The 23,082-nt window shown below is 68.3% G+C and carries 17 protein-coding genes, 1 tRNA gene and 3 pseudogenes; 17 read left to right on the top strand and 4 right to left on the bottom strand.

What is annotated here, in order from left to right:
• Positions 1 to 26: 26 nt before the first annotated feature.
• Entirely contained in the window at positions 27 to 509 is a 483-nt protein-coding gene (locus SY89_RS04710) for an Ig-like domain-containing protein (protein ID WP_054583342.1), read from the bottom strand.
• Between the two features lie 73 nt (positions 510 to 582).
• Here SY89_RS04710 and SY89_RS04715 point away from each other — a divergent pair.
• Positions 583 to 1,706, top strand: a pseudogene (locus tag SY89_RS04715) (ATP-binding protein).
• On the top strand, positions 1,703 to 1,966 hold the full coding sequence (locus tag SY89_RS04720; protein ID WP_054583343.1) for a hypothetical protein: 264 nt from the start codon (positions 1,703 to 1,705) through the stop codon (positions 1,964 to 1,966). The pseudogene SY89_RS04715 and the gene SY89_RS04720 overlap by 4 nt, the downstream one beginning before the upstream one ends.
• A gap of 11 nt (positions 1,967 to 1,977) precedes the next feature.
• Here the strand turns inward: SY89_RS04720 and folP are convergent, their stop codons facing one another.
• On the bottom strand, positions 1,978 to 3,207 hold the full coding sequence (gene folP, locus SY89_RS04725; RefSeq protein ID WP_054583344.1) for a dihydropteroate synthase: 1,230 nt from the start codon (positions 3,205 to 3,207) through the stop codon (positions 1,978 to 1,980).
• 111 nt (positions 3,208 to 3,318) lie between these two features.
• Here folP and SY89_RS04730 point away from each other — a divergent pair, with 111 nt between their 5' ends.
• Entirely contained in the window at positions 3,319 to 4,869 is a 1,551-nt protein-coding gene (locus tag SY89_RS04730) for an alpha,alpha-trehalose-phosphate synthase (UDP-forming) (RefSeq protein WP_054583345.1), read from the top strand.
• A gap of 314 nt (positions 4,870 to 5,183) precedes the next feature.
• Here the strand turns inward: SY89_RS04730 and SY89_RS04735 are convergent.
• Positions 5,184 to 5,256 (bottom strand) — tRNA-Asp (locus SY89_RS04735).
• Between the two features lie 223 nt (positions 5,257 to 5,479).
• Between SY89_RS04735 and SY89_RS04740 the strand changes: the two genes are divergently transcribed.
• From SY89_RS04740 to SY89_RS04780, 9 genes and pseudogenes are all read left to right on the top strand, one after another.
• Positions 5,480 to 5,707 carry a DNA-directed RNA polymerase subunit H gene (locus SY89_RS04740; protein ID WP_049979642.1) on the top strand — a complete coding sequence of 76 codons (228 nt, stop codon included), beginning with the start codon at positions 5,480 to 5,482 and terminating at the stop codon, positions 5,705 to 5,707.
• Positions 5,707 to 7,275 carry a DNA-directed RNA polymerase subunit B'' gene (locus SY89_RS04745; RefSeq protein WP_054583346.1) on the top strand — a complete coding sequence of 523 codons (1,569 nt, stop codon included), beginning with the start codon at positions 5,707 to 5,709 and terminating at the stop codon, positions 7,273 to 7,275. Before SY89_RS04740 ends, SY89_RS04745 begins: the two co-directional genes overlap by 1 nt.
• A 1-nt stretch (position 7,276) precedes the next feature.
• Positions 7,277 to 9,109 (top strand): DNA-directed RNA polymerase subunit B, encoded by a 1,833-nt coding sequence (gene rpoB / locus SY89_RS04750; RefSeq protein WP_054583347.1) that lies wholly within the window; start codon positions 7,277 to 7,279, stop codon positions 9,107 to 9,109.
• Positions 9,110 to 12,020: pseudogene (locus SY89_RS04755) on the top strand (DNA-directed RNA polymerase subunit A').
• Between the two features lie 3 nt (positions 12,021 to 12,023).
• Positions 12,024 to 13,262, top strand: a complete 1,239-nt coding sequence (gene rpoA2, locus SY89_RS04760) for a DNA-directed RNA polymerase subunit A'' (RefSeq protein ID WP_054583348.1) — start codon at positions 12,024 to 12,026, stop codon at positions 13,260 to 13,262.
• Positions 13,263 to 13,311: 49 nt separating this feature from the next.
• Positions 13,312 to 13,734: a NusA-like transcription termination signal-binding factor gene (locus SY89_RS04765; protein ID WP_054583349.1), complete on the top strand. Its 423-nt coding sequence runs from the start codon at positions 13,312 to 13,314 to the stop codon at positions 13,732 to 13,734.
• 105 nt (positions 13,735 to 13,839) lie between these two features.
• Positions 13,840 to 14,268 (top strand): 30S ribosomal protein S12, encoded by a 429-nt coding sequence (locus SY89_RS04770; RefSeq protein WP_049979636.1) that lies wholly within the window; start codon positions 13,840 to 13,842, stop codon positions 14,266 to 14,268.
• On the top strand, positions 14,265 to 14,900 hold the full coding sequence (locus SY89_RS04775) for a 30S ribosomal protein S7 (protein WP_054583350.1): 636 nt from the start codon (positions 14,265 to 14,267) through the stop codon (positions 14,898 to 14,900). Before SY89_RS04770 ends, SY89_RS04775 begins: the two co-directional genes overlap by 4 nt.
• A gap of 128 nt (positions 14,901 to 15,028) precedes the next feature.
• Complete coding sequence (locus tag SY89_RS04780; RefSeq protein WP_054583351.1) at positions 15,029 to 16,402, top strand: PQQ-dependent sugar dehydrogenase; 1,374 nt, start codon at positions 15,029 to 15,031, stop codon at positions 16,400 to 16,402.
• Here the strand turns inward: SY89_RS04780 and SY89_RS04785 are convergent.
• A complete protein-coding gene (locus tag SY89_RS04785; protein ID WP_054583352.1) occupies positions 16,399 to 17,136 on the bottom strand; it encodes a DUF5781 family protein in 738 nt (245 codons plus the stop codon). The two genes, SY89_RS04780 and SY89_RS04785, sit on opposite strands and share 4 nt — an antisense overlap.
• A gap of 322 nt (positions 17,137 to 17,458) precedes the next feature.
• Between SY89_RS04785 and SY89_RS04790 the strand changes: the two genes are divergently transcribed.
• The 5 genes and pseudogenes from SY89_RS04790 to rpsJ all read left to right on the top strand — a co-directional run bounded on the left by SY89_RS04790 (position 17,459) and on the right by rpsJ (position 22,976).
• Positions 17,459 to 19,648, top strand: coding sequence for an elongation factor EF-2 (locus SY89_RS04790; RefSeq protein WP_054583353.1), 2,190 nt, complete (start codon positions 17,459 to 17,461; stop codon positions 19,646 to 19,648).
• Positions 19,649 to 19,790: 142 nt separating this feature from the next.
• Entirely contained in the window at positions 19,791 to 20,315 is a 525-nt protein-coding gene (locus SY89_RS04795; protein WP_054583354.1) for a hypothetical protein, read from the top strand.
• Positions 20,312 to 21,258: pseudogene (locus tag SY89_RS04800) on the top strand (homoserine dehydrogenase); the annotation flags it as partial. The gene SY89_RS04795 and the pseudogene SY89_RS04800, both read left to right, overlap by 4 nt.
• 134 nt (positions 21,259 to 21,392) lie before the next feature.
• Positions 21,393 to 22,661 carry a translation elongation factor EF-1 subunit alpha gene (gene tuf / locus SY89_RS04805; RefSeq protein WP_054583355.1) on the top strand — a complete coding sequence of 423 codons (1,269 nt, stop codon included), beginning with the start codon at positions 21,393 to 21,395 and terminating at the stop codon, positions 22,659 to 22,661.
• The gene (rpsJ, locus tag SY89_RS04810) at positions 22,662 to 22,976 is read left to right on the top strand and encodes a 30S ribosomal protein S10 (protein ID WP_054583356.1); all 315 of its coding nucleotides are present in this window, start codon (positions 22,662 to 22,664) and stop codon (positions 22,974 to 22,976) included.
• Positions 22,977 to 23,082: the final 106 nt, after the last annotated feature.

The raw sequence follows: 23,082 nt of genomic DNA on the forward strand, positions 1-23,082 counted from the left end.
CTTGGCCCCCGGTCGTTCGGACCGACTCACTCCTGGATCACCAGCACGTGGCTGTTCTCGCGGCGGTCGACGTACGATCCCCCGGCCGGCGGCTTCACGTCGAGCACCAGCGTCCCCTCGGCCTGGTTCGCACCGAGTGCAGGATCGATCGAGACGGTCGCGTTGCCGTCCGCGCCGGTTTGTGCCGTGGCGACGCCGTCGAGGCTCGCCGTGCCGCCGTCGACGATCACCGTCGCCCCCGACACTGGGTCACCGTCGGCGTCGACGACCCGCAGCGTCAGTTCCTGTGGTCCGGTCTCCACCACCTCCGGTGTCGGGCGCACGTCGACCTCGGCGGCCGCGAGCCCCCCGACGCCGTTGACGAGGTTCAGCATCACGCTCAGACAGGCGGCGCCGACGACCAGCGAGACGACGAGGCGGACCGGCAGCCCCTCGATCGCCCGCTCGTCCTCGCGGAGCGAGACGAGTCGGTCGGCGACGGTCTCTCGAACACGGCTCGGATCGAGCATGGGGTGGCTGGTCCCGTCATCGTACTTGAATCGTCGGACGGGCACTCAAGGGGATGGGGCGACCACCCCAGGCATGCACGCCGTCGGGCGCGATCGGGAGCGACGGGAAAACGGCGAATCGCCGCCGATGACCGGCCACCTCGGGCGCTATCTCGCACGGGACGGGACCGTCGGCGCGGCCGTGGGAGTCGATCTCGACCGGCCACACGCGGGGCTCGTCGTGGGGAAACGTGGCGCCGGGAAGTCACACACCCTCGGCGTGCTCGCGGAGGCGGCAGCGCGCGCTCGGGGCGTCGCACCGGTCGTCGTCGACCCGATGGGAGCGTTCGCGGGGTTGGCGGGCGATTCGGACGACGACACGGCGGCAGTCCCGGCACGGGTGATCGACGCGCCGCGGATCCGTGCGGGCGCTGTGCCGGCGGCGCAGTGGCCGGCGCTGGTCGGCCTCGACCCCGCAGCCGGCCCGGGGGCGTTGGTCTGGGAAGCCGCCGCGTCCGCGTCGACGCTCGCGGGATGCTCGAGCACGTGCACGCGGCCGACAGCCAGCGAGCAGTCCGTCGGGCAGCGACGAACCACCTCGGCCGGGCGCGGGGGTGGGGCGTCTTCGATCCGGATGGGATCGGACGGGACGAGCTGTTCGATCCCGCGGCGACCGTGCTCTCCCTCGACGGCGTCGACGACGCGCCGACGAGCGCCGTCGTTGCCGCCGTGGCACGCACGCTGTACGACGCTCGTGTGGGCGACGATCCGCCGCCGCGGCTGCCGTGGCTACTCGTCGACGAAGCCCACGTCGCCGTCGACGGCGTCGCCGGGCCGGCGCTCCGGACGCTCCTGACGCGGGGGCGAGCGCCCGGGATCTCGCTGGTGCTGGCGACGCAGCGCCCAGCCGCGCTCCCGGCCGTCGCGGCCTCACAGGCCGACCTGCTGTTCGCCCACCGACTCACCAGCGAGGCCGACATCGACGCCCTGGAGCGGGCGAGCCCGACGTATCTGTCGGGCACCGTTAGGGAGCGCCTGCCGAGCGGCCGGGGCGAAGCGCTGCTCGTCGACGACGGGACGGAGTCGACGCACACGATCCGGGTTCGGGCCCGGCACACCCCTCACGGTGGCCACACGCCGCGGGCGAGCGAGGTGGCGACGGTAGTCGACGACGAAAGGGAAAGCGACAGGTACGAGCGGCCGAACGGTGAGTTGTGAGTAGCTCTGACGAGCGACCCGGGCGGGCGTGGGACGAGGGCACGCCGACGCTCCGCGAGCGGTTCAGGCTGGCAGTCCGACAGAACCCGATCCGCGGCCTCGGGATCTTGCTACTGCTCCTGCTCGCGTCGGTGTTCTTCGTCGCCACGATCCTCACGTTCCAGTTGGGCGAGTGGATGGTGATCCTGAGCGTCGGCCTGCTGATCCTCGCCGTCGTGCTCGGTGGGATCGGCGCCGCGACGCTGTTGACACGTCGGTAGGGCGGCGGTGATCAGGCGAGGCGTTCGCGGGCGAGCGTTCTGCGGATCCGTCCGACGAGCGCTTCGAGCCCATCGACCTCGGCGAGATCGGACAGCGCCGCCTCGAACGCCGCGGCAGTGCCGGCGACGAACGTTCCCTCGCTTGCGGGGCTGTCGCCGCGGCCGCCGGCGACGCTCTCGGGCGACGGCCGCTCCTCGCCGCCCGCAGCGACGAGGACGTCGTGGTCCGAGCCGATCGCCGCGAGTCGCTCGCGGGTCGATTCGTCGAGGCCCGTCGTGCGGAACGAGAGCGTCGCCGCCGCACCCGGGGCGACGCCGTTGTGGCCGCGGAGGCCGACGTTGCGCTCGATCTCTCGCGGGACGACGCCCGGAAGTTCCCCGGCGCCGTCCGCACTGGCGGCCGCAGCAGCGCCGTCGGCGTTGCCGCGGGCACCGTCGCCGAGGAACTCGGCAACGGCGACCACGTCGGCCGTCTCGGGGACGTCGTGGGTCCGGACGATGTCGGCGCCGCGCTCGACCTCCATCGTCGCCGCCGCGAGGCTGACGGCGAGTTGGTCCGCCGTCTCCGGCCGGTCGGCGATGACGCCGAGGAAGTCCTCGCGGTTGGTCGCAGTCAGCATCGGCCGGCCGAACGCACGGAACTCCCGGAGCCGGCGGAACATCTCCCAGTTGTCCTCGTGGGTCTTCTCGTCGTACCAGCCGCCGAACGCCGGGTCGATGATCGTCTTCTCGGTGAAGCCGCCGCGTTCGAGCGCGGCGAAGCAGTCGTCGATCGACTTCAGGTGGCCCGGCGACTGGATATCCGGCGGCGACGCCATCTTCACGACCGCGGCGTCGTGGGATTCGCACACGTCGGGCATGTCGGGGTCGGCGAACCCGCACACGTCGTTCACCATGTCGAAACCGCCCTCGAGCGCGGCGTCGGCGACCTCGGCGTAGCGCGTCTCGATGGACCAGACCGCGTCGCAGTCGGCGCGGTCGACGACCTCGAGCGCGCGTTCGAGCCGGTCGAGTTCAGTGTCGACGGCCTGCCAGGGGTTCTTCGGGTTCGAGGACTGGAGCCCCACGTCGATGATGTCGGCGCCCGCGGCGACCATCTGCTCGGCGTGCTCGACGGCGCCGTCCACGTCGCCCCAGGTGCTGGGGTCGTAGTTGGACTCGACGCTCATGTTCAGCACGCCCATGATCCGGGGCGGGTGACCGTCTCCGACCGGGAGGCCGGCGATGTCGACGGGGTTCATAGTTCAGCGTCCGGCGGCGCGGGCTAAAGCGTGCTGGAACCGGCCCCCGACCCTCGCCACGTCGTTGCCACTCCCGATGGGTTCAACACCGGCCGGCGACCACCAAAGCACGTGATCGACGACGCGTCCGGCGACCGGTCGCTCGTGGTTGTCTCGAATCGCGAGCCGTACGTCCACGAGTACGCGGACGGCGAGCCGACGGTCGAGCGACCGGCGGGTGGGCTCGTCAGTGCGCTGGACGGCGTCGTCACCGAGACGGGCGGAACGTGGGTCGCGTGGGGGAGCGGCGACGCCGACTTCGACCCCGCGGTGGCGCCCGACGGCGAGATCGAGCTGCCGCCCGGGGCCGCCGACAGCACGGCGGCCGACGACCCACCGGGCTACACGCTCTCCCGGGTCGACCTCCCGCGGCGCCTGGTCGAGAACTACTACTACGGCTACAGCAACCAAGTGCTCTGGCCGATCTGTCACCTCGAAGCCGACCCCGTGACCGTCGACCCGGAGTTCGCCCCCGCGTACCGCGAGGCCAACCGCCTGTTCGCCGACCACGTCGTCGCGGCGGACCCCGACGTGGTCTGGTTCCAGGACTACCACCTCGCGCTGGCACCGGGGTACGTCCGCGAGGAGCGCCCCGACGCGCGCCTGGTGCAGTTCTGGCACGTCCCCTGGCCGACGCCGGAGTTCTTCGAGATCTGTCCGCAGGCCGTCGAACTGCTCCGCGGGCTGTTGGGCAACGACGCGGTGGGCTTTCACCTCGAACGCTACGCGGCGAACTTCCGGGACTGCGTGGCCCAGTTCGTCCCCGATGCGGCAGTGATGGAGTCGGGCGAGGTGCGCTACGACGGCCGGACGGTCGAGACGTACGCCTCCCCCATCGGCGTCGACGCCGACCGCGTCGCCGAGAACGCCCGGAGCGACGCCGCGAGACACTACTGGGACCGCGTCGTCGACCGGTACGACCTCGATCCGAACCGCTCGGTCGTGCTGGGCGTCGACCGCCTCGACTACACGAAGGGGATCGTCGAGCGACTCGACGCGCTCGCACACTTGCTGGAGACGAACCCCGACCTCGCGGGCGAGTTTACCTACGTCCAGAAGGGGACCCGGACGCGCGAGGGCATCCCGGCCTACCGGCGCTACTACGACGAGGTGCGCGACCGCATCGCGGAGCTGGACCGGGTCCACGGGACAGCGGACTGGACGCCCGCGGTGTACATCGAGGACGACGTCGACGACCGTGAGCTCGCGGGGCTGTACCGCAACGCCGACGTTGCGGTGGTCAGCTCCCGCCGCGACGGGATGAACCTCGTGGCGAAGGAGTTCGTCGCGGCCCAGGGGCGACCGTTCCCGAACGCCGGGCTCGCCCAGGCGCGGGGGCTCGGGACGCCGACACGTGACCGGGTGCCGGGCGCGCTCGTACTCAGCCAGTTCGTCGGCGCCGCCGAGTCGCTCTGTCCGGCGGCGCTGTCGGTCAACCCCTACGACGTGTCGACGTTCGCCGGGACGATTCGGGAGGCGCTGGCGATGGGCGAGAACGAGCGACGCGACCGGATGGACTCGCTCCGGAGCTCGGTTCGGGAGGCGGACATCGACGCGTGGCTCGCGACACAGCTAGACGTGTTAGCCGCCGACGAGCGGGCGGCGCCCGCAAACGACGACTGACGAGCCTGGGACGGAGCCGGGGCTACCGGATCGTGGGTCGGCGACGAGAACGCGACGCTCGAAGCTTCTCGCTCACCAGTCGAGTCCAGTAGAAAGCGCCAAGGCCACGGTTCAAACTCCCTCGACGGTCGCGGATCACGATCCCCCCGTCGTGCTGCTGCTCGTTGAGTTGCGAGCCGAAGAAACGCCCGGAGCGGGATTTGAACCACGAGGACTCGCTGCACTCGTCCTCTGGGTTCAGACCCCTCGTGGTCGTTCTCCGCTCACGATTCGTTCGTCGCTGTCGCTCCTCACTCACTTGTTCGCGGAAGAAACGCCCGGAGCGGGATTTGAACCCGCGTCACGACCGTGACAGGGTCGTATGATGGGCCACTACACCATCCGGGCACGCTTCCTCGCTGCACTCAATCGTACCGCCGTGTTGTAAATAAGGCTTGCCATCCATCGGCGCCGTGGGACGCCCACCCGTGGCGTCCCCCGCGTCGTCGCGTCGCCGGCGACGGGTGGCAACGCCTCGCGCACGCGCAACCTACATTAGCAAGCGTTATGTGCCGGCGGCTAAAATACAGCCGTAGTATCTCGTGACCGATTCTCTGAACGCCCAACACCTATGGTAGACGTAAGCCAACACGAACTGGTTCCGGAGCACACGCTCCTCGACGAGCCCGAGGTCGAGGAGGTGCTGGAGGAGTACCAAGTGAAGAAGACGAACCTACCCAAAATCAAGCGCAGGGATCCCGCCCTGCCGAAGGAGGCAGAGCCCGGCGACGTCGTCCGCATCGAGCGCGACTCGCGCACCACAGACACTGCGGTCGTCTACAGGCTGGTGGTCGAATAATGGACCGAGAGAGTCGCCGCGCAGTCTCCCGGGAGTACTTCTCTCAGGAGCGACTGGCGGAGCACCACTTCCGGTCGTTCAACAACTTCCTCGACCGCGGCATGCAGGACGTCGTCGACGAGAAGGAGACCATCGGCACCGACATCGGCGACAAGGAGGGCCAGGAGCCCGTCTGGGTCGAGCTCGGCGACGTGCGCATCCTGACGCCGCGTGTCCGCGAGGCCGACGGCTCCGAGGAACTGCTCTACCCGCAGGAGGCACGCCTGCGGAACATCACCTACGCCGCCCCCGTCTTCATGGAGATGTCCATCGTCCGGGGCGGCGAGGACGAGCCCGAGGAGGTCGTCGACCAGACCGAGACCAAGGTCGGCCGGATGCCGATCATGGTCGGCTCGAACAAGTGTAACATCGACGGCTTCTCCGACGACGAACTGATCGACATCGGCGAGGACCCCGTCGACCCCGGCGGCTACTTCATCGTCAACGGCTCCGAGCGCGTGCTGATGACCAGCGAGGACCTGGCGCCGAACAAGATCCTCGCGGAGCACGACACCAAGTACGGCGACGACATCCAGGTGGCCAAGACGTTCTCCCAGCGCCGTGGCTACCGCGCGCTCGTGCTCTGTGAGCGCAACCGCGAGGGGCTGCTCGAGGTCAGCTTCCCCTCCGTCTCCGGCTCCGTACCGTTCGTGACCCTCGTCCGTGCACTCGGGCTGGAGTCCGACGAGGAGATCGTCCACCGCGTCTCGGAGGACCCCGAGATCGTGAAGTTCATGCTGGAGAACCTGGAGGAAGCCGACGTTCAGACCGAGGAGGAGGCGATCGAGACCCTCGGGAAGCGCGTCGCCTCCGGCCAGGGGAAGAACTACCAGCTCAAACGAGCGAACTACGTCATCGATCGCTACCTGCTCCCGCATCTCCACGAGGAGGGCGTCGAGGAGGAGGACGTGCGCATCAACAAGGCGTACTACCTCTGTCGGATGGCCGAGGCCTGCTTCGAGCTCGCGCTCGGGCGCCGCGACTCCGACGACAAGGACCACTACTCCAACAAGCGGCTCAAGGTCAGCGGCGACCTGATGAAGGACCTGTTCCGGACTGCGCTGAACAAGCTCTCCCGGGACGTGAAGTACCAGCTCGAACGCGCCAACATGCGGAACCGCGACCTCAGCGTCAACACGGTCGTGCGCTCGGACGTGCTCACCGAACGGCTGGAGCACCCGATTGCGACCGGGAACTGGGTCGGCGGCCGCTCGGGCGTCTCCCAGCTGGTCGACCGCACCGACTACATGGGCGTGCTCAGCCACCTGCGACGGCTGCGCTCGCCGCTGAGTCGCTCCCAGCCCCACTTCGACGCGCGTGACCTGCACGCCACCCAGTGGGGGCGTATCTGTCCCTCCGAGACCCCCGAGGGGCCGAACTGTGGGCTGGTGAAGAACTTCGCCCAGGCGATGGAGCTCTCCCAGCACGTCGACGACGAGCGCGAACTGAAGCGCGAACTCGACGATATGGGCGTCGAGGGCATCCCCGGTATCGAGGGCGTCGAACGAGCAACACCCGCGGACGACTGAGATGGCAGGAAAACAACAACGGCCTGCGAAGGTCTACGTCAACGGCAGCCTCGTGGGGACCCACCCGGACCCCGAGGAACTGGCAGCACAGATCCGAGAGTCTCGCCGCAACGGTGAGGTCAGCGAGATGGTCAACGTCGCGGTCAAAGACCGGACTCGCGAGGTCATCGTCAACGCGGACTCCGGTCGCGCGCGGCGCCCGCTGATCGTCGTCGACGACGGCGAGCCGCGGCTGACCGACGAGCACATCGAGGCCGTCGAGAACGACGAGCTCGAGTTCGAGGACCTCGTCGATCGCGGGATCGTCGAGTTCATCGACGCCGAGGAGGAGGAGGACATCCTCGTCGCCGTCGACGAGGACGACCTCACCGAGAAGCACACCCACCTCGAGGTCGACCCACAGCTCATCTTCGGCATCGGCGCCGGGATGATCCCCTACCCCGAGCACAACGCGTCGCCGCGTATCACGATGGGCGCGGGGATGATGAAGCAGTCCCTCGGGCTGCCGAGCGCGAACTACCGGATCCGGCCGGACACGCGCCAGCACCTCCTGCACTACCCGCAGCTGTCGATGGTCAAGACGCAGACCACCGAACAGATCGGGTTCGACGAGCGCCCCGCGGCCCAGAACTTCACGGTCGCGGTCATGTCCTACGAGGGGTTCAACATCGAGGACGCGCTGGTCATGAACCAGGGGTCGGTCGAGCGCGGGCTCGCCCGCTCGCACTTCTTCCGCACCTACGAGGGTGAGGAGCGACGCTACCCCGGCGGCCAGGAGGACCGCTTCGAGGTCCCCTCCCAGGACGTGCGCGGCGCACGCGGGGAGGACGCCTACACCCACCTCGACGAGGACGGCCTCGTCAACCCCGAGACGAAAGTCGACGAGAACTCGGTGCTGCTGGGCAAGACCTCGCCGCCCCGGTTCCTCGAGGAGCAGGAGGACCTCGGCGGGCTCTCGCCCCAGAAGCGCCGCGAGACCTCGGTCACGATGCGCTCGGGGGAGGACGGCATCGTCGACACGGTCACGCTGATGGAGGGCGAGGACGGCTCGAAGCTCTCGAAGGTCTCCGTCCGGGACGAACGGATCCCCGAACTCGGGGACAAGTTCGCGTCCCGGCACGGCCAGAAGGGCGTCGTGGGCCACCTCGCACCCCAGGAGGACATGCCGTTCACCGAGGAGGGACTCATCCCCGACCTCGTGATGAACCCCCACGCGCTCCCCTCGCGGATGACCGTGGGCCACGTGCTGGAGATGCTCGGCGGCAAGGTCGGCTCGCTCGAGGGCCGGCGCGTCGACGGCACCGCGTTCCAGGGCGAAGGCGAAGAGGAACTCCGCGACAGCCTCGAGGAACGCGGCTTCAAGTCCTCGGGCAAGGAGGTCATGTACTCCGGCGTCACCGGCGAGAAGATCGAGGCCGAGATCTTCGTCGGCACCATCTTCTACCACAAGCTGTACCACATGGTGAGCAACAAGCTGCACGCCCGCTCCCGCGGGCCGGTGCAGGTGCTCACCCGCCAGCCCACCGAAGGCCGGGCCCGCGAGGGTGGCCTCCGCGTGGGGGAGATGGAGCGTGAGGTGCTCATCGGGCACGGCGCCGCGATGGCGCTGAAAGAACGCCTGCTGGACTCCTCGGACCGCGAGACCGTGTACATCTCGGAGGACACCGGGATGGTCGCCGTCGAGGACGTGGAGCAGCGCCGGGTGTACGACCCCATTACGAAAGACGAGGACAACATCCACGAGCTGGAGGTCAGCTACGCGTTCAAGCTGCTGCTCGACGAGATGAAAGCGCTCGGCATCCGACCCAAACTCGAACTGGAGGACGCAGTATAAATGTCAATCTCAGGCTCACCCAAGGAGATCGGCAAGATCAGCTTCGGCCTGATGGACCCGGAGACGTACCGGGACATGAGTGCGACGAAGGTGATCACCGCCGACACGTACGACGACGACGGCTACCCCATCGACATGGGGCTGATGGACCCCCGACTGGGGGTCATCGACCCCGGGCTGGAGTGTCGAACCTGCGGACAGCACTCCGGCTCGTGTAACGGCCACTTCGGCCACATCGAACTCGCGGCGCCGGTGATCCACGTCGGCTTCGCGAAGCTGATCCGTCGCCTACTCCGTGGCACCTGTCGGGAGTGCGGCCGGCTCTCGCTCACCGAGGACGAGCAGGCCGAGTTCGCCGACCGACTCGAGCGCGCCAAGGAGCTCGGCGACGACCCCGACGACGTGCTGAAGGCCGCGATCCGGCAGGCACGGAAGACCTCGCGGTGTCCGTACTGCGGCGAGACCCAGTACGACATCAAACACGAGAAGCCGACCACCTACTACGAGGTCCAGGACGTGCTCGCCGGCGAGTACTCCGAGATCATCGCCGAGGCGATGCAGCCCGACGACGAGGACGACGAGGGGATGGCCCCGACCGAGCTCGCCGACGAGACCGGCATCGCGCTCGACCGGATCAACGACATCCTCGGCGGCGAGTTCCGCCCGCGCGAGGAGGACCGCAAGGCGCTGGAGAAGGCGCTGGACATCGACCTCACCGAGGAGGACGAGAACAAGCTGATGCCCAGCGACATCCGGGACTGGTTCGAGGACATCCCGGACGAGGACCTGGCGAACATCGGCGTCAACCCCGAGACCTCCCGCCCCGAGTGGATGATCATGACGGTGCTGCCGGTGCCGCCGGTCACCACCCGCCCCTCGATCACGCTGGACAACGGCCAGCGCTCCGAGGACGACCTCACCCACAAGCTGGTCGACATCATCCGCATCAACCAGCGGTTCATGGAGAACCGCGAGGCGGGCGCGCCCCAGCTGATCATCGAGGACCTCTGGGAGCTGCTCCAGTACCACGTCACCACGTTCGTCGACAACGAGATCTCCGGGACGCCGCCGGCCCGCCACCGCTCCGGCCGGCCGCTGAAGACGCTCTCCCAGCGACTCAAGGGGAAGGAGGGTCGCTTCCGTGGCTCCCTCTCCGGGAAGCGCGTGAACTTCTCCGCGCGTACCGTCATCTCGCCGGACCCGACGCTGTCGCTGAACGAGGTCGGCGTCCCCGAGCGCGTCGCCCGGGAGATGACCCAGACGATGAACGTCTCCGAGCGCAACATCGAGGAGGCGCGGACGTACGTCCGGAACGGCCCGAGGGCCACCCCGGCGCCAACTACGTCAAGCGCCCCGACGGTCGCCGGCTGAAGGTGACCGAGAAGAACTGTGAGGAGCTCGCCGAGAAGGTCGAGCCCGACTGGGAGGTCTCCCGACACCTGACCGACGGCGACATCATCGTGTTCAACCGACAGCCGTCGCTGCACCGGATGTCGATCATGGCCCACGAGGTGGTCGTGATGCCGTACAAGACGTTCCGGCTGAACACGACGGTCTGTACGCCGTACAACGCCGACTTCGACGGCGACGAGATGAACATGCACGCCCTCCAGAACGAGGAGGCGCGTGCCGAGGCCCGCGTTCTGATGCGGGTCCAGGAACAGATGCTCAGCCCGCGCTTCGGCGAGAACATCATCGGCGCGATCCAGGACCACATCTCCGGGACGTACCTGCTGACCCGGAACAACCCGACGTTCACCGAGAACCAGGCGCTGGACCTGCTGCGGGCGACCAGCGTCGACGAGCTCCCCGACCCCGACGGCGAGGAGGACGGCGAGCCCGTCTGGACCGGTCGAACCGTGTTCTCGGAGCTGCTGCCGGACGACCTCAATCTCGAGTTCCGCTCGGAGGCCGACGACGAGGTCGTCATCGAGGACGGCCAGCTCGTGCAGGGGACGATCGACGAGGGCGCAATCGGCGCCTTCGGCGGCGACATCGTCGACACCATCACCAAGGAGTACTCGAAGACTCGCGCACGCGTGTTCGTCAACGAGGTGGCGACGCTCGCGATGCGCTCGATCATGCACTTCGGGTTCTCGATCGGGATCGACGACGAGTCGATTCCCGCGGCCGCGGGCGAGCAGGTCGACGAGGCCATCGACGACGCCTACGAGCGCATCGACGAGCTCATCGAGACGTACCGAGCGGGCGACCTGAACTCGATCCCGGGTCGGACCGTCGACGAGACGCTCGAGCTCAAGATCATGCAGACGCTGGGGAAGGCGCGTGACTCCGCCGAGGACATCGCCAGCGACCACTTCGCCGACGACAACCCGGCCATCGTGATGGCCAGTTCCGGCGCACGTGGGTCGATGCTGAACCTGACACAGATGGCCGCCACCGTCGGTCAGCAGTCCGTCAGTGGCGAGCGCATCAACCGCGGCTACGAGGGCCGCACCCTCAGTCACTACGAGCCTGGTGACCTCGGCCCCAAGCCCCACGGGTTCGTCGAGAACTCCTACCGCTCGGGGCTCACCCCGCGTGAGTTCTTCTTCCACGCGATGGGGGCCGCGAGGGGCTGGTGGACACCGCAGTTCGGACCTCCAAGTCCGGCTACCTCCAGCGCCGCCTCATCAACGCGCTCTCCGAACTGGAAGCGCAGTACGACGGCACCGTCCGGGACACCTCCGGCACCGTCGTCCAGTTCGAGTTCGGCGAGGACGGCACCTCGCCGGTGAAAGTCTCCTCCGACGAGGACGACCCCGTCGACGTGGAGGCGATTACCCAGCGCGTGCTGGACGCCGAGTTCAGCAGCGACGAGCAGAAAGCCCGCTTCCTCGGCGAACAGACCGAGGAAACCAACCTCTCGGAGTTCGCCGGTCCCGGCCTGAACAAGGCGGGACAGGGGTGAGCGATGACTGACGCCGAGGCGCTCCCCGAGAGCTTCGAACACATCGACGAGGCGACCGAGCAGTTGGTCGAGGACACCGAGCTGCCACGGCGGTTGAAGGACCGCATCTACGGCGCCATCGAGGAGAACGAGGGCGCGACCGAAGCGGAGATCGAGGAGATCGTCAAAGCCGTCGTCGCACGGTACGACGACACCCGGGTCGACGCGCTCGACCCCGTCGGGACGGTGTCGGCACAGTCGATCGGGGAGCCGGGGACCCAGCTCACCATGAACACGTTCCACTTCGCGGGCGTCGCGGAGATCGACGTGACACAGGGGCTGCCCCGGCTGATCGAGCTCGTCGACGCCCGGAAGACGCCGGACACGCCGACGATGACCGTCCACCTCGACGAGGAGCACGCGACCGACCGCGACAAGGCCCGCGAGGTCGTCTGGCAGATCGAGGCCACCAAGATCCTCGCACTCGGGGACGTCTCGACCAACGTCGCGGACATGCAGGTCACGATCGACCTGAACGAGGAGACGCTCCAGAAGCGCTGGCCCACCTACGACGACGTGGGCGAGATCGCCGAGGAGATCCAGGACAAGATCGAGAGCGAGCTCAAAGTCGCGACCAAGCGCAAGGGGACGACGGTCGCGTTCGGCCCCGAGCAGCCCAGCTACCGCGAGCTGCTCCAGCTGGTCGAGGAGCTCCGCGAGGTCGTGTTCAAGGGGATCGAGGAGGTCTCCCGCGTCGTGATCCGCAAGGAGGAGCTCGACGACCGCGAGGAGGAGGAGTTCGTCCTCTACACCGAGGGGTCCGCCTTCGGCGACGTGCTCGAGATCGAGGGCGTCGACACCACGCGCTCGACGTGTAACAACATCCACGAGATCCACCAGGAGCTCGGGATCGAGGCCGCCCGCGAGACGATCATCAACGAGACCCACGAGACGCTGGCCGAACAGGGGCTCGACGACGTGAACGTCCGGCACCTGATGCTGGTGGCGGACATCATGACCAACCGCGGGACGATCGAGTCGATCGGTCGCCACGGCATCTCGGGATCGAAGGAGTCCGTGCTCGCCCGCGCGGCGTTCGAGGTGACGGTGAACCACCTGCTCGACGCCGCCGTCCACGGCGAGGTCGACGATCTCGACGGCGTCATCGAGAACGTCATCGTCGGGAAGCCGGTCTCGATCGGCACCGGCGACGTGGACCTCCGCATGGGCTCGGGCAGCGCAATGAAGTCCGCCGACGACTGATGGGGCGGCGCCGCCCACCGACGCAGCCGCCAGCCCGGAGGTGGCGTCGATGACGCTGACGCTGTCGGACGAGGCCCGGCAGTACATCGGCGCCTTCGACGAGGTGACCGGCGTGGCGCCGGTCGACTGCCTCGTCGACGAGGACCGCGCGGTGTTCCTGATCCCGGCCGGCGAGATGGGGGCGGCGATCGGCCCCAACGGCCAGACCGTCGACGCGGTCGAGGCGGAGTTGGGCATGCGCGTCGACCTGGTCGAGAACGCCGACGAGCCGGCGGCGTTCGTCGCGAACTGCCTCGCGCCCGCGGCCGTGCGTAACGTCACTCTCTCGACGCAGGGCGGCAGCACGGTCGCGTACGTCGAGGTGGCTCAGGCCGACCGCGGCGTCGCCATCGGCGCCGACGGCGAGTCGATCGAGACCGCCCGACGGCTGGCGGCACGGCATTTCGACATCGACGACGTGCAGTTGGCCTAGGACGCGACCGGCGCAGATCGGAGTAGCGGTACCTCTAACGCGTTCTCCGACCGTTTCTCTTCGCCGAAAGGGGACGCTTAAGTGGCTCCGTCGAGGAGTTGGGGTATGGCGAACGGCAAATACGCCGCGCGCAAACTCAAGAAGGACCGCCAGAAGCGGCGGTGGTCCGACTCCGAGTACGCGCGCCGAGAACGCGGACTCAAGGAGAAGTCCGACCCGCTCGAGGGAGCGCCCCAGGGTCGAGGGATCGTGCTGGAGAAGGTCGGCATCGAGGCGAAGCAGCCGAACTCGGCCATCCGGAAATGTGTCCGGGTCCAGCTCATCAAGAACGGGAAGCAGGTCACCGCGTTCTGTCCCGGTGACGGCGCCATCTCGTTCATCGACGAGCACGACGAGGTCACGATCGCCGGGATCGGTGGCTCGAAGGGTCGTGCGATGGGTGACATCTCCGGTGTCAACTACAAGGTCGAGAAGGTCAACGGCGTGTCGCTGATCGAACTGGTTCGCGGGAACGCGGAGAAACCCGTCCGATGAGCGAGGAAGAAGCCGCCGAAGCCGAGACCGAGGAGGTCGACGCCGAAGCCGAGGCCGAAGCGGAGTCGTCCACCACGGGCGCGAAGCTGTTCGGCGAGTGGGACGTGAGCGAGATCGAGTACTCCGATCCCTCCACCCAGCGCTACCTCAACGTGACGCCCGTCGCACACACGATGGGCCGTCACGCGAGCAAGCAGTTCGAGAAGTCCGAGATAAGCGTCGTCGAGCGCCTGATCAACCGACTGATGCAGACCGAGGACAACACGGGTCACAAACAGAAGACGACGCGTATCGTGCGCGACGCCTTCGAGATCGTCCACGAGCAGACGGACGAGAACCCCGCACAAGTGCTCGTCACCGCGGTCGAGAACGCCGCGCCGCGCGAGGAGACCGTCCGCCTGAAGTACGGCGGGATCTCCGTCCCGAAAGCCGTCGACGTGGCGCCTCAGCGTCGCGTCGACCAGGGGCTGAAGTTCATCGCGCAGGGCACGCTCAACGGCTCGCGCAACACGGCCACCCCCGTCGAGGAGGCGCTGGCCCAGCAGCTCATCGGCGCCGCCGACTACGACGTGCAGGTCTACCCGATCTCCCAGAAGGAGGAGACCGAGCGCGTCGCCGCCGCGGCCCGCTAAGCGGTTCTCTCCCTCTCTTTCGTTCTCCAGCCCGAGAGCGGCGGCGCCGTCGATCCGTCGGGCCCCGACGGCGCCGAGCGTCGACAGCGACAGAAGGCATTTACTCCCGGCTCGTGGATACCCGGGCAATGGACCCCGACGTGCTCTCCCGCCGGACGATGCTGGCCCTCTCGACGATCGGCCTCGCGGGCTGTAACAGTCTCGACGATCCCAACGACCCGCCGACGGACTCGTCGACGGACCCACCGGGATCCGGAACGCCGGGGTACGACCCGAGCCTCGACCACGACGAGACGGCTTGGGACGGCTACGACCCCGACTGGTCGGCGCCGACCGACGCCGCCGAGCCCGACCTCGAGATCGAGGTGTTGGCCGAGACCCTGGAGATCCCGTGGGACCTCTCCTTCGCCGACAACGGCGAGCTGTTTCTCACCCAACGGACGGGGCAGGTGCTGCGGTACGCCGACGGCGAGGTGACGCCGCTGTTCGAGCCGGCGAACGTCATCGACGCCGGCTCCGTCGAGCCCGGGAGCGACGAGGCCAGCTGGTTCGTCGACGGCGGTGAGGGCGGCACGATGGGCGTCGAAGTCCACCCGAACTACCCCGACGTGCCGCTTTTGTACGTCTGTTACACCGCCGACATCGGGACGGACGACCGGGAGCTGGTGGTCCGAGTCGCCGCCTTCGACCCCGAGAGCGATCAGCCGTCGGAGCCGGCGAACGTGTTGCTCGAGGCGCCCGCACGGGAAGGGACCAGAGCGAACATCCACAACGGCGGCCGCGTGCGGTTCGGCCCGGCCAACTACCTCTGGGTGACGACCGGCGACGCCGGCGACGGCGAGCTCGCGGCCGACCCCTCGTCGCTGGCGGGGAAGATCCACCGGCTCACGCCCACCGGGGAGGGCGCGCCGGAGAACGAGAGCGGCGGCGACCCGCGAGTGTTCACGCTGAGTCACCGCAACCCCCAGGGGATCAGTTGGCTCCCGGACGCGACGCCGGTCGAGAACGAACACGGCACCGGTCCCGACGAGCTGAACGCGCTCGAAGTCGGCACGAACTACGGCTGGCCCGAGGCGGCAAGCGAGACCGAGTACGCCGACACCGACTACCGCCCGCCGGTCGCGAGCTCACAGGTCGAGGGCGTGACGTGGGCGCCGTCGGGCTCAACGTTCTACCGCGGCGACGCGGCGCCGACGCTCTCCAATCGCCTGCTTGTCGGCTGTCTGGTTCACCAACGGCTGAAGGCGTTCACCCTGACCCCGCCGGACGGCGAGCCGCCGGCGCTGGGCGAGACCGGAGTGCGCCAGGACGCCGGCTGGCTCGACGACGCCTACACCGTCACCAGTCACGACCTGCTGGTGAACGAACTCGGGCGGATCCGCCACGTCGAGGAGGGCCCCGACGGCGCACTGTACGCGATCACGTCCAACCGCGACGGGCGGGCGAAGGATCCGTTCCCGCGGGAGCGCGACGACGTGTTGGTGCGGATCACCGAGAACTAGTCCGCACCCACGTACGCGCGGGTCACGTCGACCAGCGCCTTCCGGTACTCGCTCTCGGAGGGGTCGGCGGCCAGCGAGCGGAACGTCTCGGCGAAGCGCTCGACGCCGACCTCGGGCGCGTCGTCCGCGGCCGCGTGCGCGAGGTCGTAGATGCGGTGGCTCTCGTCGACGAGATCGTGGCGCTCGACCAGCGCGAGCGCGAAGGCGGCGTTGACCGCCGTGATCTCCGGGTCCGAGCCCGGCGTCGCGAGCTGCCAGCCCGTCGGCACCGCGGGCGGACGATCGGCGACGGCGTCGGCCAGCCGGGACTCGAGAAACGTCACCAGCTTCCTGCCGGGCGCGACAGAGAGGGTGATGTCGTCGGCGTAGATGTCCTTCATGTGGTTGGCGAGCTGGTGGACGTGAGTCAGCTTGCGGCGTTCGACGCTTTTCCCGGCCAGCGCGAGGAAGATGGCCTCCCGGGTCGACTGATGGTGGGAGGGGTGTTCCTGCTCGTAGCGCGCCATGTGTGAGAGCTCGTGTAACGCCAGCTCCCGGGCCATCGCGCTCGTTGCGGCCTGCCGGGAGATGTTGAGCACGTGGCGATCCTCGTAGTGGCCGGCCCAGGTCCGCTCGTCGGGATCGTCGCGGACGCGGACGTGGACTGGGTCGGCGATGTCGCTCTCAGTCTCCAGGAGGTCTGCTGCGCCGAGAAACGGCTCCGCGGGGCCGTTGTCGGGGAGTCGTATATCCATGTGTATCTGTACCACGGGGTAGAGGGGGAAGACGGTTTCGGGGGGCGCGGGTAGAAGGCGGCGACGGTCAGCCGCCGGTTCCGGAGCGGGTTAGAGGCGGCGACGGTCAGCCGCCGGTTCCGGAGCGGGTTAGAGGCGGCGACGGTCAGCCGCCGGTTCCGGAGCGGGTTAGAGGCGGCGACGGTCAGCCGCCGGTTCCGGAGCGGGTTAGAGGCGGCGAGCCGAAACCGTCCGCACGAACGGCCAAACCGCCGTGTGGCGGTGCCACACCCGCCTACGCGAAACACTACCCTTTTGACCCCGCCACGGGTACTCGACGGTAATGGGCCGACGCAAGAAAATTGTCCAAGAGTGTGAGCGGCTGATGGACACCCCGGAGAACATCCGGAACATCGCCATCGCCGCCCACGTCGACCACGGGAAGACGACCCTTTCGGACAACCTCCTCGCCGGCGCGGGGATGATCTCCGAAGGGACCGCCGGCGAGCAGCTGGCGATGGACACGAAGGAGGACGAACAGGAGCGTGGGATCACGATCGACGCGGCGAACGTCTCGATGACCCACGAGTACGAGGACACCAACCACCTCATCAACCTGATCGACACCCCGGGCCACGTCGACTTCGGTGGCGACGTGACCCGCGCGATGCGTGCCGTCGACGGCGCGCTGGTGGTCGTCGACGCCGTCGAGGGCGCGATGCCCCAGACGGAGACGGTGCTTCGGCAGGCGCTCCGCGAGGGCGTGAAGCCGACGCTGTTCATCAACAAGGTCGACCGCCTGATCTCCGAGCTCCAGGAGGGCGAGGAGGAGATGCAGGAGCGTCTCCTCGGCGTCATCGCCGACGTGAACGAGCTCATCCGCGGGATGATCGAGGAGATGGACGACATCAACGACGACTGGACGGTGTCCGTCGAGGACGGCACCGTCGGGTTCGGCTCGGCGCTCTACAAGTGGGGCGTCTCGATGCCGTCGATGCAGCGCACCGGCATCTCCTTCGAGGACATCATCGAGCTGGAGCGCAACGACAAGCGCGACGAGCTGCACGAGCGCTCGCCGCTGTCGGACGTGGTGCTCGACATGGTCTGTGAGCACTTCCCGAACCCCGTCGACGCCCAGCCCCGTCGTGTCCCGCGCATCTGGCGTGGCGACGCGGAGTCCGAGCTCGCCGAGGACATGCGGCTGGTCAACGAGGACGGCGACGTCGTGTTCATGGTGACCGACATCTCGATGGACCCCCACGCCGGCGAGATCGCGACTGGTCGCGTGTTCTCCGGCACGCTGGAGAAGGGTCAGGACCTCTACGTCTCCGGCACGGCCGGGAAGAACCGGATCCAGTCCGTCGGGCTGTTCATGGGGAGCGAACGCGAGGAAGTGGAGCGCGTGCCCGCGGGGAACATCGCCTCCGTCACGGGCCTGCGCGACGCCATCGCCGGCTCGACCGTCTCCTCCGTGGAGATGACGCCGTTCGAGTCGATCGAACACATCTCGGAGCCGGTGATCACGAAGTCCGTCGAGGCACAGACGATGGACGACCTGCCGAAGCTGATCGAGACGCTCCAGCAGGTCGCCAAGGAGGACCCGACGATCCAGATCGAGATCAACGAGGACACGGGCGAGCACCTCATCTCCGGGCAGGGCGAGCTCCACCTCGAAGTGATCACCCAGCGTATCGAGAAGGAGCAGGGCATCCCGGTCAACACCGGTGAGCCGATCGTGGTGTACCGCGAGCAGCCCCAGGAGGAGTCCCGCGAGGTCGAAGGGGTCTCGCCCAACCGCCACAACAAGTTCTACATCTCCATCCACCCGATGGGTCAGGAGATCGTGGAGGCGATCCAGCGCGGCGAGGTCTCCATGGACATGCCCGAACTGGAGCGCCGCGAGGCGCTGCAGGACGCCGGCATGGACAAGGACACCTCCCAGAACGTGGAGACGATCCACGGCACCAACATCCTCATCGACGACACGAAGGGGATCCAGCACCTGAACGAGACGATGGAGCTGGTGGTCGAAGGCCTGAGCGAGGCGCTCGACGACGGCCCGCTGGCGGCCGAGCCCGTCCAGGGGACGCTGCTGCGACTGCACGACGCGCGCCTCCACGAGGACACCATCCACCGTGGTCCCGCACAGGTCATCCCGGCCGTTCGTGAGGCCGTCCACCACGCACTGATCGACGGCGAGATCCGGCTGCTGGAGCCGATCCAGGACGTCCGCATCGACGTGCCGAGCGAGCACATGGGCGCCGCCTCCGGCGAGATCCAGGGTCGCCGTGGCCGCGTCGACGACATGTACCAGGAGGGCGGCCTGATGGTCGTCGAGGGCGTCGCACCCGTCGAGGAGATGATCGGCTTCTCCAGCGACATCCGGAGCGCGACCGAGGGGCGTGCCTCGTGGAACACCGAAAACGCCGGCTTCCGCGTGATGGCGGACAACCTCCAGCGCGAGAAGATCATGGAGATCCGCGAGCGCAAGGGGATGAAGCTCGAGCTCCCCGAGTCGATCGACTACCTCTAACTCGGCCCCCTCTGCGATATCTCTTCGCTCTTTCCCGTTCGACGAGCGGCGGCTCACACACCCCGGGAAGGCTTTTACCGACCCAGAAGCTCCGTTCGAACGTGCTTCACGCGTATCCGTTCGACCGAGGTGCCGTCACGCAATGAGCCGGCAGGACAGCGTCACCACCCACACGCTCCGGCTCGAGCTCACAGACGAGCCGGGCGAGCTCAGAGCCGCGCTCGAACCGATCGCCGAGCACGGCGGGAACCTGCTGTCGGTGTTCCACGAGCGGGGGAACCTCACCCCGGGCGGGCGCATCCCCGTCGAGGTGGCCATCGACTGTCCGGCCGGCCGGTTCGACGACGTGATCGAGGGGCTCCGCGAGGCGGGCGTGACCGTCGTCGCCGCCGACGAGGAGTACTACGGTGAGGCGTTCCGCGTGCTGTTGACCGGCCATCTGGTGGACACCGACCTCTCGGCGACGCTGCGGGAGATCGAGCGCACGTCGACGGTCTCCGTCGAGGAGCTGTCGCTGTCGGCGCCCGACGGCGTCGAAGCGGTGTCGAGTGCGTACCTGCGGCTGGGTGCGCGCTCGGGCGAGCGCGGGGTCGCGCTGGATCGCGTTCGCGAGATCGCCGACGCCAAGGGGCTGACCGTCGTCGAACCGCTGGGGACGGACGCATGAGGCTCGCGATCGTCGGCGCCGGCGCCGTCGGCCGATCCGTCGCCGAACTGGCCGGCGACGCCGGCCACGACGTGATCGGCATCGCGGACTCGACGGGGGCCGCGCTGGCGGACCCACTCGACGTGGCTGCGGCACTCGAACGCAAATCCGAGACCGGCGTCGTCGGCGACGCCGACCACGCCGACCTCCTCGCGGCAGATTACGACGTGCTGGTCGAGGCGACGCCGACGACGCTCGGCGACGCCGAACCCGGCTTCTCCAACGCCGTCGCCGCACTCGAGCGGGACCGCCACGTCGTGCTGGCGAACAAGGGCCCCGTCGCGGAACGGTACGACGAGATCCGGGCCGCCGCCCGCGAGAGCGCGGGCGCCCTCCGGTTCGAGGCCACCGTCGGTGGCGCGATCCCCGCGGTCCGGACCGTCGAGGACTTCGGGCCGAGCCGGGTCCAGCGCGTCCGGGGGTGCTCAACGGCACCGCGAACTTCGTGCTCTCCCGGATGGCCGCCGAGGGGCTGAGCTACGACCACGTGCTCGCGGAGGCCCAGGAGTTAGGCGTCGCGGAGGCCGACCCGACGTTCGACGTGGACGGGACCGACGCGGCGCTGAAGGGCGTGATCGTCGCAAACGTGCTCAGGGAGGCCCGCGGCGAGGACGCACTCTCGCTGTCGGACGCAGAGGTCGCCGGGATCGAAGATCTCCCGGTGAGCGCGCTCTCGCTGGCCGGGGACGACGGCCGGACGGTGCGGCTGATCGCCGAGGCGTCGCCCGACGGCGTCCGTGTCGGCCCGCGGCTGGTGACCCAGAACGGCACGCTCGCGGTGACCGGCACCCAGAACATCGTCCAGGTCGAGACGGCCCACGCCGGCCGACTCAACCTCTCGGGGCACGGCGCCGGCGGCCCCGAGACGGCGTCGGCGGTGCTGTCCGACGTGGGGCGATTGCCCCCCGCTGAGGCCAGAACCACGGTACGGTGGCACAAACCGCCGTACGCGGCCGGTTTCCGGTGGTACGTATCGAAATGGTTTTACGGCGTTCTGCCGAACGTTTCCCCACAGCGCCTTTAGCGCGTGAATCCATCATGAGCGAAGACCAACCGCACCAGAACTTGGCCATTATCGGCCACGTCGACCACGGGAAAAGTACCCTCGTGGGCCGGCTCCTGTACGAGACAGGGAGCGTCCCCGAGCACGTCATCGAGCAGCACAAAGAGGAAGCCGAGGAGAAGGGCAAGGGCGGCTTCGAGTTCGCCTACGTCATGGACAACCTCGCCGAGGAGCGAGAGCGTGGTGTCACCATCGACATCGCCCACCAGGAGTTCGACACCGACGACTACAACTTCACCATCGTCGACTGTCCGGGCCACCGTGACTTCGTGAAGAACATGATCACGGGCGCCTCGCAGGCCGACAACGCGGTGCTCGTCGTCGCCGCCGACGACGGCGTCGCGCCCCAGACCCGAGAGCACGTGTTCCTGGCCCGCACGCTGGGTATCAACGAGCTCATCATCGGGATCAACAAGATGGACCTCGTCGACTACAGCGAGGACTCCTACAAGGAGGTCATCAGCGAGGTTACGGACCTGCTGAACCAGGTCCAGTTCGCGACGGACGACACGACGTTCATCCCGATCTCGGCGTTCGAGGGCGACAACATCGCCGAGGAGTCCGACGAGACGGCCTGGTACGACGGCCCGACCCTGCTCGAGGCCCTCAACGACCTGCCGGAGCCGGAGCCGCCGACGGACGCGCCGCTCCGACTGCCGATCCAGGACGTGTACACCATCTCCGGTATCGGGACGGTCCCGGTCGGACGGATCGAGACGGGGACGCTCAACATGGGCGACAACGTCTCCTTCCAGCCCAGCGACGTGGGCGGCGAGGTGAAGACGATCGAGATGCACCACGAAGAGGTGCCCAGCGCTGCGCCCGGTGACAACGTCGGGTTCAACGTCCGCGGCATCGGCAAGGACGACATCCGCCGTGGCGACGTCTGTGGCCCGGCCGACGACCCGCCCAGCGTCGCGGAGACGTTCCAGGCGCAGGTCGTCGTCATGCAGCACCCGAGCGTGATCACCGCCGGCTACACGCCGGTGTTCCACGCCCACACCGCACAGGTCGCGTGTACGATCGAGTCGATCGACCAGAAGATCGACCCGTCGACCGGCGAGGTCGCCGAGGAGGACCCGGACTTCATCAAGTCCGGCGACGCCGCGGTCGTCACTGTCCGACCCCAGAAGCCGCTCTCGATCGAGCCGTCGAGCGAGATCCCGGAGCTGGGGAGCTTCGCCATCCGCGACATGGGTCAGACCATCGCGGCCGGCAAGGTCCTGAGCGTCGAAGAGCGATAGATGCCCGAACAACAGGCCCGCGTCCGACTGACGGGAACGAGCCCGGAGGATCTGGACGAGATCTGCGACGACGTCCGCGAAATCGCGGAGAAGACGGGCGTCTCGCTCTCGGGCCCCATTCCGCTCCCGACGACGGAGCTCAACGTGCCCTCGCGGAAGTCCCCTGACGGCGAGGGGACCGCCACGTGGGAGCACTGGGAGATGCGGGTCCACAAGCGGCTGATCGACATCGACGCGGACGAGCGCGCGCTCCGCCAGCTGATGCGGATTCAGGTCCCGAACGACGTCTCGATCGAGATCGTCCTCGAGGACTGAGCGACCTTCCGTTCTCACGTTTTCTCACCCTGGTAGCGGCCGCGCCACCGACGGCGCGCGTCGTCGACGCGACGAGGAAGCGCAACGTTCAAACCGCTCCCCCGCA

The organism is Halolamina pelagica (assembly GCF_001307315.1).
Taxonomy (GTDB): domain Archaea; phylum Halobacteriota; class Halobacteria; order Halobacteriales; family Haloferacaceae; genus Halolamina; species Halolamina pelagica_B.